This window comes from Mesorhizobium sp. CA8, from assembly GCF_020164955.1.
In the GTDB taxonomy this organism is placed as follows: domain Bacteria; phylum Pseudomonadota; class Alphaproteobacteria; order Rhizobiales; family Rhizobiaceae; genus Mesorhizobium.
In genome coordinates this window covers 1-12,798 of the sequence record NZ_JAIUHG010000050.1, presented here as the reverse complement: position 1 = coordinate 12,798, position 12,798 = coordinate 1, and the positions used below count along the sequence as shown (strand labels likewise).

The following is a 12,798-nucleotide window of genomic DNA, read 5'->3' as shown; positions in this document are numbered from 1 at the left end:
ACCTTGTTGGAGCCGAGCGACAGGCTGAGACCCCTGATCGAGCGCTTGCCGTCGGCCGTCACCAGCGAGGCTGCGATATCTAGCGCCTGCCCCTCGGCGCTGCCGGTCAGCGAGATTTCGGCCGTGGGATTGGCGATGTCGGCCTTGCCCTTGGCCGAGAGCTTGATGTCCTTCACCGTGCGGCCGGCCGCCGTCAGGCTGGCGCTGTCGGCTGAAACGGAGAAATCCGGCGCCCAGCGCGGACCGGTGGTCGTCAGCGCGAAATTGACCCCGCCCGCGAGCGGCGTGCCGGCGAGCGACGACAGTGGCGAGACGTCGCCCAACGTGCCTTTGACGCTGGCCTGGATATCCGATCCTTGCATGCTGCCGGTGCCGCTGGCGCTGAGCGAGCCGGAGCTGATCTCCAGCGAGTTGGCGGCGAACGCGCCCTGCGGATCGCGCGTGGCGGTGGCCGAGAATTTCACCCGCTCGCCAAGCAGCGAGCTGATCTGCGGCGGCAATGCCTTCGAGACGGCGTCGGCATTCATCTTCAGCGTCATCGAAAGGTCGACCAGCGCCACATTTGCCGTCAGCCCGGCATTGAGCGCATCGCTGCGCACGGTGCCTTTGTCGATGGTCACGGTCTCGCGGCTGATCGTGCCGGAAAGGTCCGCGGCGAGCCTGCCGGTCACCAGCGGCGCCAGCGTCGCCACATCGGTCTTCAGGCCGGCGGCCGCGAGCTTGATGGCGACCGGGCCGCTAAGGGTCTCGACATCGAAGCCGTCGGAATGGATCTCGCCCGTAATATTGTTGAGCTGCGTGCCGCCGACCGCCACCGAAGTAAGGGACGTGCCGATATCGACCATCGGCGCCTTGCCGTCGCCGAAGGCGCGCACCGTGGCTTTTTCGACCGCGACCAGGATCGGAACGGCGCTGTTGCCGACATCGACGGTGACCGGCTTGTCCTTTGCCGAGAGCTCGACCGACAGGTCGCTGGCACCCTTCGGATCGACATTGCCGGTCGCGGCGCCGTGCACGGACGCGCTCTCTATGACGGCTTGCTGGATATCGATCCCACCCGACGCGGTCGCCGTTCCGGCGAGGTCGAAGCTCGTCTTGCCGGCAAACAGCGCCTTTATCTTCTCCGGCAGGAACCCTTCGAACCGGCCGTCGCCTTTGGCCTCGAAGCGGTGGCCCTTGTCGGTGAGCTGGTGCCGGCCGGTCAACTGGCTGACGATCCGGCCGTCGACCATGAAGGTGCCGACGCCGCTCCAGTTGGCCAAAGGCCCACTGCCGGAAACGACGATGTTGACGGGCGGCGCATCCGGCAGCTTGAGCAAATTGGCGATGATGCCGCCGGCCGGCTCCGACGCCTTGAGGTCGAGGTCGAGCTTGTTGTCGGCCGGCGCAAAGTGGATCTTGGCGTCGACATTGCCTTGCTTGCCGTCATGCCGGCTGACGTTGAGAACGCTTTCTACCGCCAGCGGCGACGGATCGGCCCTGAGCGACCCCTTGGCGGCCAGTTCGGCGATGCCGCTGCCGGCAAGCTCCTGTCCCAGAGCGATCTCCGGCAGGTCGATCCGCTTCACGTCGATCGACACCGGCAGGCTCGTCGAGCCACCTTGCGATGGCTGCTGGCTCGGCTGCGGCAGCCGCGCCAGCTCGATGCGCTCGGCGGCGAAGCGGTCGGCATTGAAATTCCGGGACAGCAGCGCCGCCGGCGACCAGTCGAGCGCCACCTTGCGCGCCACCATCCAGGGGCCGGCGCGGTCTTCCAGCACGACATGGTCGACCCTGAGCGCGCCCGACCAGATGCCTTCGATGCCGGCGATCGTGACCTTGCGGTCCTCGTTGGAAGCCATCTTCGAAATGAGGCCGGCAAGATTCTGGCGGCCGCCTTCGGTGCCGGTCAGAACGACCAGCGCGCCGATCGCCACCACCAGCAGGATGAGCAGCGCGTAGAGGCAGATGCGGAGAATGCGCCAGAAGATCTTCATCGTCAAAACGCCTGGCCGATGCCGGCATAGATGCCGAAATGCGGATCGCCCGGATCGCGGTTGAGCGGCACGGCAGCGTCGATGCGCAACGGCCCGAAGGGAGTAATATAGCGCAGGCCGACGCCGGCGCCGACCTTCACATTCGAGAAATCGGGGAAGGATTTGGTCGAGACCGTGCCGGCATCGACAAAGGGCACGATGCCAATCGTATCGGTGACGCCGATGCGCATCTCGACCGAGGTTTCGAAGTAGGAGAGGCCGCCGATCGGCTGGCCGTTGATGTCTTTCGGGCCGATGCCCTGATAGGCATAGCCGCGCACCGAGCCGCCGCCGCCTGAATAGAAGCGCCGGTCGGCCGGTACGTTCTGCAGCCCGGTGCCGACGATCGAGCCAAGCGTCGCGCGTTCGGCAAGCACGAACCGGCTTGCCGTGTCGATCGACTGATAGGCATAGCCTTCGCCCTTCAGCTTCAGAAAGGCCGCGCCGTTCAATATGTCGTAGCTCGGCTCGGCATAGGCGAGGAAGCGGAACCCCCTGGTCGGGTTCAGCTTGTTGTCGCGGCTGTCATAGACATATTGCAGCGGCACGCTGGCGATCAGATAGGTATGCTTGCCGAAGACGTCGGTGATCTTCGAATAATCGAGATCGAATTCGGCCGAGACTCGCTGCTTCTTGTCGAGGTCGTAGGAAACGCCCACATCGCCCTTGACCGAGAAATGGTCGTAGGCATCGGGGTGTTCGAGCACTGTCTTGACGCCGGTGAAGAACTTTGAGGTCGGCCCGAGCACGCCCGGCTTCTCGAACATGACGCCGGCATTGTAGTTGAGCGCGGAAAGGCTGTTGCTGCCGATGCCGCTGATCGAGCCGTCGATGCGCAGCTTCTCGGCCTGGCCGAACAGGTTGCGGTGGCCCCAATAGCCTTCGAGCCCCAGACCTTCCGTGTTCGAGAACGTGCCGCCGACGCCAAAATAGCGCGGCTTGCGCTCGCTGACCTGGACGCCGATCGGGATATTGCCGTTGGCGTCGAGACGGTCGCCTTCCTTGATGGTCACGCTGTTGAAGACTTCGAGGCCGAGCAGCCGGTCGCGGGCATCGTCAATCTCCTGCGGCGAATATTGCTGGCCCCGTTTCAGCCCGGTCATATACTCGGTGAAGTCGCGATCGACCTTTTCCGTGCCCTCGACCGTCGTGTCGCCATAGCCCGCAACCGGGCCGGCGGCCACCGTCAGCGTCACGTCCAGCGTCGAGCTGGCATGCTCGGCGATAATCTCGCGCTCCGTGACCTTGGCAAGCGGCCTACCCTCTTCCTTCAAGGCCCGCACGATCAGGGCTTCGGCCTTGAGCACCGCGCCGGAGCCGGCATCGCCGCCGGCGATCAGGCCGAAATCGGCTGCCGCCAACCCCGCCGCATCGCCCTTCAGCCGGATGTTGCCAAGCGTGAATTTCGCCCCGGGGGAAACCGTAATGACCACCGGAATGGGCTGTGGCCCCGTGAATTCGGCATCCGGCGGCAATTCGTCGATCGACTTGCCCTCGATCGTGATGGTGACCACGCCTTCGTAGCGGGCATCGGCATAGAGGGCGGCGACGAGCTGTTCGCGGTCGCCGCGCGCCTTGGCCATCAGCCCGAGCGATCCGGACACCGGATGATCCTGGTCATTTTTCAGCGCCGAGGCGTTTTCGAGCCTCTTGATCAGATCCTTGTCGGCATCAGGCGCATTGATCGTCACCGAGTAGCGCAGCGGATCGACGATGTCGGCATCCTCGTCCTTGGACGAGCCCCAAAGCTTGATGCCGAAAATCTCGAAAGCCGCCGCCTGCCGCACCTCCGCGGCCAGCACGGTCGAGCAGACGAGCGCCAAAAGCAGGGCGCGCGGGAGCCCGCGCCCTGGCGCGATCCCCTTTGACATCTGCGTTTCATGCGCCGGCATTAAGACAACCTAGTCGACAAAACTAAAATTGGAATGAAGTTCCGCAACGTTCGTAAAGGGGCCACAATCCAATTGTCTGAAACAGACCGGGCTTGGAATTCACACCTTTTGCGATTTCGCAAGAAAGTGTGATCCGTCTCACAGAGGTTCTGTCGAAATACCGGCCTTTGGCCGGCATGGAAACCGTTCGCGGGTAATAAACCCGCGGCGCTCCGGCGTTGACAAGCCTGCACGAAGCTTGATCATGCCGGACGCTGGCGATGTCTGGAGGGTGGTATGGCAATGCGCGCGGCTCGTGGTCTCTCTTTCCTTCTTCTCATCTTTTTCGCTCTGGGCGGGGCGGCTTTTGCCGCCGAAGCCCGGCGAATCGTAACAACCGACAATTCCGACTATTTCGGTTTCGACCTGAGGTCGGAGCAGAATGTCAGCCTCGACCAGTGCAAGACAACTTGCCTCGGCGATCCCGCCTGCCGGGCCTTCACCTACAACACCAAGGCCAAATGGTGTTTCCTCAAATCCGACTATAACCAGTTGAAATCCTTCACCGGCGCCGTCGCCGGCAAGGTCGCGAATGTCGATGGCGACCCGGATATCGGCGCCCCGCCGGCACTGGCCTTTTTCCCCAACTGGATGGCCGACCAGGCTCAGCAGTTCCGCAACAAGCTGACCGATCCTGCCTACGACAAGCCGACCGAGGGCCTTGCCGCCCTGCAGGCCGCCGCCGAGCAGGCGTCGCTTACCGGCGACCATCGCCTTGCCATGCAGAAATACCAGGCCGCGGTCTCGGTCCTGCCCGATGACGGGGCGCTGTGGCTTGCGCTGGCGCGCGAGACGCTTGCCGTGCAGCCGGCGTCGAACACCACCGAACCCTCGACTTTCCCGATGAACGCCACCTCGGCGGCCTTCAACGCCTACAAGCTGGTGCGCACGGCAAAGACCCGGGCCGAGGCGCTGGCGTTGCTTGGCGCGGGCCTCGACAAGCGCGATCTCTACCGGCCGTCGCTGCAGGCCTATGAGGCGAGCCTTGCGCTGGTGAGCTCGCCGGCCGTCCAGGTCGATTATGCCGACCTCAAGGCGCGCAAGGGCTTTCGCGTCGTCGAGCACACCGTCGATGCCGATTCCTCCTTGCCGCGCATCTGTGCCCAGTTTTCCGAGGAACTGGTCAAGACCGGAGTCGATTATTCGCAGTTCGTGACGGTCGACAACGCCGCGCCCAAGGCCGTCGAGGCCAAGGACAAGCAGATCTGCGTCGAAGGCCTGGAACACGGCCAGCACTATGACGTGACCTTCCGCACCGGACTGCCGTCGGCGCTCGGCGAGACGATCGCCGCGCCCGTCGTGCTGTCGATCTACATCCAGGACCGTGCCCCGTCCGCCCGCTTCACCGGCGACAGCTTCGTGCTGCCGGCCGGCGCACGCCGCGGCGTTCCGGTCGTCACCGTCAACATGAACGCCGCCAAGATGACGCTCTACCGCATCGGCGATCGTTCGCTGGCGCAGCTTCTGTCCGGCTATCAGTTCCTGCATCAGCTCGATGGCTATGACATCTCCACCATTTCCGACCAGATGGGCGCGCCCGTCTGGTCGGGCACGCTCGATATCGCCAATGATCTCAATAAGGAGGTTACCACTTCGTTCCCGGTGGACGAGGCGATCCCGCAGCGCAAGCCCGGTGTTTATGTGCTGACCGCGCAGCCGGTCGACGACAAGAGCGACGACTATGGTTCACGCGCCACGCAGTGGTTCGTCGTCTCCGACATCGGCCTTTCCACCTACACCGGCCAGGACGGCCTCAACGTCTTTGCCCGTTCGCTGGGCTCGGCCAAGCCGATATCCGGCGCCGAACTGACGCTGCTTGCCAAGAACAACGAGATCCTCGGCACGGCGACCACCGATGCCGAGGGCCACGCCGTCTTCAATCCGGGCCTCACCCGCGGCGAAAACGGCATGGGGCCGGCCGTGCTGATGGCCAAGCAGGGCGACAACGACTTCGTCTTCCTCGACATGGGCAAGGCCGGCTTCGACCTGTCGGATCGCGGCGTCGAAGGGCGCGCCTCGCCGGGCGCGCTCGACGTCTATGCCTGGACGGAGCGCGGCATCTACCGCGCCGGCGAGGACGTGCATGTCGCGGCCCTTGCCCGCGACGGCGCCGCCAAAGCGGTCGAGAACCTGCCGCTCACCTTCATCTTCACCCGCCCCGACGGCGTCGAGAACCGCCGTATCGTCAGCAATGGCGAGTCCGCCGGCGGCCACGCCGTCGACCTGCCGCTCGAGGCCAACGCCATGCGCGGCACCTGGACGGTGTCGATCTACACCGATCCCAAGCAGTCGCCGGTCGCCAGCCAGATGTTCCTGGTGGAAGACTTCGTGCCGGATCGCATCGAATTCGACCTGACCGCCGACAAGAAGGAGATCGCCCAGGGCGAAACCGCCAATGCCACCGTCGACGGCCGCTTCCTCTATGGCGCGCCGGCCGCGGGCCTCGCGCTTGAAGGCGAGCTGATGCTGTCGACCACCAGTGCCCGGGACAGCTTCAAGGATTTCAGCTTCGGTCTGGCCGACGAGCAGTCGAGCGAGCCGACCGTCACGCCTCTCGCCAACCTTCCCGTGGTCGGCGACGACGGCAAGGCGACATTCCCGGTCACGATCGCCCAGTTGCCGTCGACCACCAAGCTGGTCAACGCCAAGGTCACCGTGCGCATGCGCGAGGCCGGCGGCCGCGCCGTCGAGCGCTCGCTCGACATCGGCGTTCGCCCGCAGCGCGATGTCATCGGCATTCGCCCGGACTTCGAGGGCGATGAGGTGCCGCAAGGCGGAACCGCCAAGTTCAGCATCATCGCCGTCGACCCGAACGGCAAGCGCGAGGACCTGAAAGGCGCGCAGTGGTCGCTGGTCAAGGTCGAGCGGAACTATCAGTGGTACCGTTCCAACAATTCGTGGAACTACGAGGCGGTGAACCTCACCAAGGCCGTCGCCAACGGCGCGGTCGACCTGAAGGCCGATGGCGAGGCGACGGTGTCGCTCCCCGTCGACTGGGGCCGCTACCGGCTCGAGGTCGCGACCGCCGATCCCGACGGTCCAGCGACCAGCTATGAGTTCGATGCCGGCTGGTATGTCGCCTCGACCACCACCGAAACGCCCGATGGCCTGGAGATCGCGCTGGACAAGGACACCTACGCCGCCGGCGAAGTCGCCAAGTTGAAGGTCTCGCCGCATTTTGCCGGCGAGCTGCTGGTCACCATCGGTGCTGAGAAGCTGCTGAAGACCGTCACCGCCTCGGTGCCGGCCGGCGGCAGCACCGTCGACATCCCTGTCGGCGAAGACTGGGGCGCCGGCGCCTATGTCACCGCGACCTTGTTCCGGCCGGGCGACGCGCAGGAATCGCGCATGCCGGCCCGCGCCATCGGCATCCAATGGCTGTCGGTCGATCCGGGCTCAAAGAAGCTCGCGGTCAGCTTGACGCCGCCGGAAAAAACCGTGCCGCGCCAGCAACTGTCGATCCCGGTCGCCGTCAGCGGCGCCCAGGCCGGCAGCAATGCCTATGTGATGGTGGCTGCCGTCGACGTCGGCATCCTCAACCTCACCAACTACAAGGCGCCAGATCCGGAGGACTGGTTCTTCGGCCAGCGCATGCTGGGGCTGGAGATCCGCGACCTCTATGGACGCCTGATCGACGGCTCGCTCGGCACCATGGGGAAGATACGCACCGGCGGTGACGGGGCGAACATGCAGGCACAGGGCAGCCCGCCGACCGAAAAGTTGGTCGCCTTCTTCTCCGGCCCGGTCGAGCTCGATGCCAACGGCAAAGCGCGCGTCGATTTCGACATCCCGCAGTTCAACGGCACCGTGCGCGTCATGGCCGTCGCCTGGACCAAGGATGCCGTCGGCCATGCCCAGACCGACGTCATCGTGCGCGATCCGGTGGTGATCACCGCCGGCCTGCCACGCTTCCTGGCGCCGGGCGATGCGGCGACAATGCGCCTCGACATTGCCGACACTGACGGCCCGGCCGGCGACTATGCGCTCTCGGTCACCACGACCGGCGACCTGTCGACCGGTGACAAGCCCCTGCCCGAAAAGCTGACACTCGCCCAGGGCAAGCGGCAGTCGCTCACCTTCCCGCTGGTCGCCAAGACCGCGGGCGATGCCTCGGTCACCGTCAAACTGGCCCATGCGGACGGCACGGAAGTCGAGCAGACGCTCTATCTGCCGGTGCGCCCGGCGCAGCTTCCGGTCACCAACCGCATGGTTGTCGACCTAAAGCCCAATGGCGGCTCGTTGCGCGTCGATAAGGAGCTGCTTGCCGCAAGCGTGCTCGACGGCGCTTCGGTCACCGTCGGCGTTTCGCAGTCGTCCGCGCTCGACGTGCCGTCGCTTCTGATGTCGCTCGACCGCTACCCCTATGGCTGCGCCGAGCAGACCACCAGCCGCGCCATGCCGCTGCTCTATGTCAACGACATGGCCAAGGGCATCGGCATGGAGACCGACCCTGACCTGCATGGCCGCATCCAGGACGCCATCTACAAGGTGTTGTCCTACCAGGCGGCAAGCGGCAGCTTCGGCCTTTGGGGGCCGGGCTCCGGCGATCTGTGGCTCGACGCCTATGTGACCGAGTTCCTGACCCGGGCGCGCGAGCAAAAGTACGATGTGCCGGCGCTGGCCATGAACCAGGCGCTGAACAACCTGCAGAACTCGCTCGGCTACGACCAAGATGTCCAGGACAAGGGCAGCGAGATCGCCTATGCGCTCTACGTGCTCGCCCGCAACAAGAAGGCCTCGATCGGCGACCTGCGTTACTACGCCGACACGCAGCTCGAAGCCTTCTCCAGCCCGATGGCCGTCGCCCAGTTGGCGGCAAGCCTGGCGCTCTACGGCGACACACAGCGTTCGGAAGCCACCTTCCAGACGGCGCTAAGGCTGGCGCAGTCGGAAACCGACTACGACTACTACCGCTCGGACTACGGCTCGCGGCTGCGCGACGGCGCGGCGATACTGGCGCTGGCGGCGGAATCGAAGCCGGTGCCGAGCATCATGCCGCAGCTGATTAAGCTGGTGGGCGTGGCGCGCGCCGACGCCCGCTGGACGAGCACGCAGGACGAATCCTGGATGCTACTCGCCGCGCGGGCGCTGAAGGAAGGCAATGATTCCATCACGCTTTCCGTCAACGGCGCGCCGCATTCGGGCGGCTACTCCGACCAGGTCGCCGGCAGCAATCTTGTCGACAGCCCGCTCACCATCGCCAACACCGGCGCGACGCCGCTGCAGGCGGTGGTGACCGCGGTGGCCGCGCCGGTCGAGCCGCTGCCGGCCGGCGGCGACGGCTTCACCATCGCGCGCACTTATTACAAGCTCGACGGCACCGAGGCCAACGTCACCGAAGCCAAGCAGAACGAGCGCTATGTGGTCGTGCTCAAAATCTATGAGCAGAACAAATGGCCGTCGCGGCTCCTGATCACCGACCTGTTGCCGGCCGGCTTCGAGATCGACAATCCGGGCCTGGTTTCCAGCGCGCAATTGTCGAACTTCTCCTGGCTGGCCCAAACCGATGCCGCGCATCTGGAGTTCCGCGATGACCGCTTCGTCGCCGCCTTCAATCCCAATGAAGGCGACCACGACCGCAACATCACACTGGCCTATGTCGTTCGCGCGGTTACCCCGGGCACCTACGCCCATCCGGCGGCGACGGTGGAGGACATGTACCGGCCGCAATATTCGGCCCGCACCGCCACCGGCATGATGGAGGTGAAGGCCGAGTAGCGATGACAAGGTCGCCGATATCTCCCTTCTCCCCGTCTCTATACCGGGAGAAGGGGCCGGTTCACCCTCCGAAGCTGCAGCGTAGCTGCTGCGAAGGACGGGCAGGGCAATGAGGGGCAGCGCCATGCTCTCCAGGAAATTTCTGCGTCGAACAGCCATCGCCGGGATTTCTCTAGCCGGCTTCGCGGCGCTTTCGGTCGCTGCCCTCTGGGAACTCGACCGCGCTTTCCCGCCGCCGCTTCCGGCAAAGCTGACGGTCTCAACCGAGGTGCAGGACCGCGACGGACAGCTGCTGCGCGCCTTCGCGACGCCGGACGGCTACTGGCGGCTCGGGACCCACCTCGACCAGGTCGACAAGCAGTTCGTCGACATGCTGGTGGCTTATGAGGACAAGCGCTTCTGGGATCACCGCGGCGTCGACGTCCTGGCGCTTTGCCGCGCCGCCGGCCAGCTTGTCGCCAGCGGCCATATCGTGTCCGGCGGCTCGACCTTGTCGATGCAGCTTGCCCGGTTGATCGAGCCGCGCGACAGCCGCAGCCTCGGCACCAAGCTCAAGCAGATGCTGCGCGCCATCCAGATCGAACGGCGGCTCACCAAGCGGGAAATCCTCGAGCGCTATCTGACGCTGGCGCCCTATGGCGGCAATCTCGAAGGCGTGCGCGCTGCCTCGCTCGCCTATTTCGGCAAGGAGCCGAAGCGGCTCACCGTGTCGGAAGCCGCCCTGCTCGTCGCCCTGCCGCAATTGCCGGAGAAGCGCCGGCCCGACCGCAATCTCGGCATTGCCCATGCTGCGCGCGACCGCGTGCTCACCCGCATGGTCTCGGCCGGCCTGCTCGGCGAACGCGAAGCCGCGCGCGCCGCGCTGGACGACGTCTCCGGCCTGCGCAGAAAATTGCCGGGGCTGGCCGCGCATGCTTCCTATGCCATGCTGCCCAGGGCCGTGCCAGGCAAGCCGCTGCAGCTCACCATCCGCAAAAGCGTGCAGCAGGGGCTGGAACAGGTGGCACGAGATGCCGCCAGGAAGCTCGGGCCGAAACTTTCCGTCGCCATGGTCATGGCCGATGCGCGCACCGGCGACATTCTGGGCGAGGTCGGCTCGGCCGATTTCTTCGATGCCAGCCGCTCCGGCTGGATCGACATGACCAAGGTGGTGCGCTCACCCGGCTCGACGCTGAAGCCCTTCATCTATGGGCTGGCCTTCGAGCAGGGGCTGGTGGCGCAGGAGATGATCATCGAGGACAGCCCCGCCGATTTCGGCGGCTACCGTCCGAAGAATTTCGACATGGGCTACCAGGGCGACGTCTCGATCCGCCAGGCGCTGCAATTGTCGCTCAATGTGCCGGCGATCCGCGTGCTCGACGCTGTCGGCCCGGCGCGGCTCACCGCGCGCTTCCGCCAGGCGGGCGTCACCCCGATCCTGCCGGTCAACGAAGCGCCGGGCCTGGCGATCGGACTTGGCGGCGTCGGCGTGACCTTGCGCGACCTGGTGCAGCTCTATACGGGGCTCGCCAATGGCGGCAAGATGCACACGCTGCATGACGGCACCGAGCCCGCCAATGCCGAGCGCATCACCGCCACCATTCTCGACGACCAGGCGGCCTGGCAGATCAACGACATCCTGTCCGGGGTGAAGCCGCCGGAAGGCGCCATGCAACGCGGCATCGCCTACAAGACCGGCACCTCTTACGGCTATCGCGATGCCTGGTCCGTCGGCTTCGACGGCCGCTACGTGCTGGGTGTGTGGGTCGGCCGCGCCGATGCCAGCCCGATCCCCGGCCTGTCGGGCTATGTCTCGGCAGCACCCATCCTGTTCGAGGGCTTCGTCCGTTCCGGCCTTGCCGGCGTGCCGCTGCCCGGCCGGCCGCCGGGCGTCTTCAACCCCAAGCGCGATGAATTGCCGGTGACGCTCGCCCGCTTCGGCGCCGGCGCCGACGGTCTGGTGCAGGCCACCGCCACCGAGCCGGCGCCGACCATCATCTTCCCGCCCAACGGCGCCCGCGTCGACCTCGGCACCAATTCGGCCGAGGCCACGCCGCTGGTGCTGAAGCTGCAAGGCGGCCGGGCGCCGTTCCGCTGGCTCGCCAACGGCAAGCCGCTCGCCGGCATCGACCGCCGCCGCACGGCGACCTGGCAACCCGACGGCACCGGCTATTCGACGCTGACGGTGATCGACGCGGCCGGACGCGCGGCGAGCGTGAAGGTGTTCGTTGAATAGAGCACGGCAAGCGATTCAGAAGATTGCGTTTGTTGAGACTTTGGGTCACGGAATTTCTGGCCTGAGGTCCGGCGCGAGGCGCCAACTTTGGCAGTCAACGGCTGCCATCCTCGCCACGATGGCGCTTTTACTCACGACCTCCGCCCCACTCCGCGCCGATCCCCTGCCCGCCGGCTTCGTCAGGCTCGCCGATATCGACCCGACCATTCGCCAGGATATCCGCTACGCCGGTCGCGAGAACTTCCTACACCGCAAGGTCGACGGCTATTACACGCCGGTCTGCATCCTCACCGCGCATGCCGCGAAGGCGCTGTCCAGCGTCCAGAGAGCAATCGCCGCCAAAGGCATGACGCTGGTCGTGTTCGACTGCTACCGGCCGGCGCGCGCGGTTGCCGATATGGGCAAATGGACGCGAAAAGGCGGCCGGCCCGACCCGCAATGGTATCCGACCGTCGAACGTGGCGATCTCATCGCCAAAGGCTACATCGGCGAGTTCTCCAGCCATTCTCGAGGCTCGACGGTGGACCTTGCTATCGCCAAGGCCGGCAATAAAAGCGCAGTTCATCCGACCTGCGGTGCGCCGAACGGCGGCACGCTCGATTTCGGCACCGGTTTCGACTGCTTTGATCCAAAGAGCGAAACCGCCAGCGCTTTGATCGGCGCCGAAGCCACCGCAAACCGCAAAACGCTGCTGACTGCCATGCGCGCCGCCGGCTTTCGCAACTATGCGCGCGAATGGTGGCACTTCACGCAGGCCAAAGAGCCGTTCCCCAAACAGCGTTTCGATTTTCCGGTGACCGCGAACTAGCGTCGGCCTTGCCCGGCAGCCGGCTCCGCCTAGTTGTTTAGTCCCGGCATTTGCTGGAGCGGATTGAGCCGGAAGTGTTCGGGCTGGGAGGCCCATGCCTTGCAGATGGAT

General features: G+C 65.6%; 4 protein-coding genes and 1 pseudogene. 3 read left to right on the top strand and 2 right to left on the bottom strand.

Annotated features, from left to right (window positions below; genetic code table 11):
* Together LB553_RS30250 and LB553_RS30245 are read right to left on the bottom strand one after the other, a co-directional pair.
* Positions 1-1,976 (bottom strand): annotated as a pseudogene (locus LB553_RS30250) (translocation/assembly module TamB); the annotation flags it as partial.
* A 2-nt stretch (positions 1,977-1,978) separates the two neighbouring features.
* Complete coding sequence (locus tag LB553_RS30245) at positions 1,979-3,907, bottom strand: autotransporter assembly complex protein TamA (RefSeq protein ID WP_224518614.1); 1,929 nt, start codon at positions 3,905-3,907, stop codon at positions 1,979-1,981.
* Positions 3,908-4,183: 276 nt separating this feature from the next.
* On the opposite strand from LB553_RS30245, the gene LB553_RS30240 reads away from it, so the two are divergent.
* The 3 genes from LB553_RS30240 to LB553_RS30230 all read left to right on the top strand — a co-directional run bounded on the left by LB553_RS30240 (position 4,184) and on the right by LB553_RS30230 (position 12,687).
* The gene (locus LB553_RS30240; protein WP_224518613.1) at positions 4,184-9,664 is read left to right on the top strand and encodes an alpha-2-macroglobulin family protein; all 5,481 of its coding nucleotides are present in this window, start codon (positions 4,184-4,186) and stop codon (positions 9,662-9,664) included.
* 124 nt (positions 9,665-9,788) lie between these two features.
* Entirely contained in the window at positions 9,789-11,879 is a 2,091-nt protein-coding gene (gene pbpC / locus LB553_RS30235; protein ID WP_224518612.1) for a penicillin-binding protein 1C, read from the top strand.
* Positions 11,880-11,997: 118 nt separating this feature from the next.
* Positions 11,998-12,687 carry a M15 family metallopeptidase gene (locus LB553_RS30230; RefSeq protein WP_224518611.1) on the top strand — a complete coding sequence of 230 codons (690 nt, stop codon included), beginning with the start codon at positions 11,998-12,000 and terminating at the stop codon, positions 12,685-12,687.
* Positions 12,688-12,798: the final 111 nt, after the last annotated feature.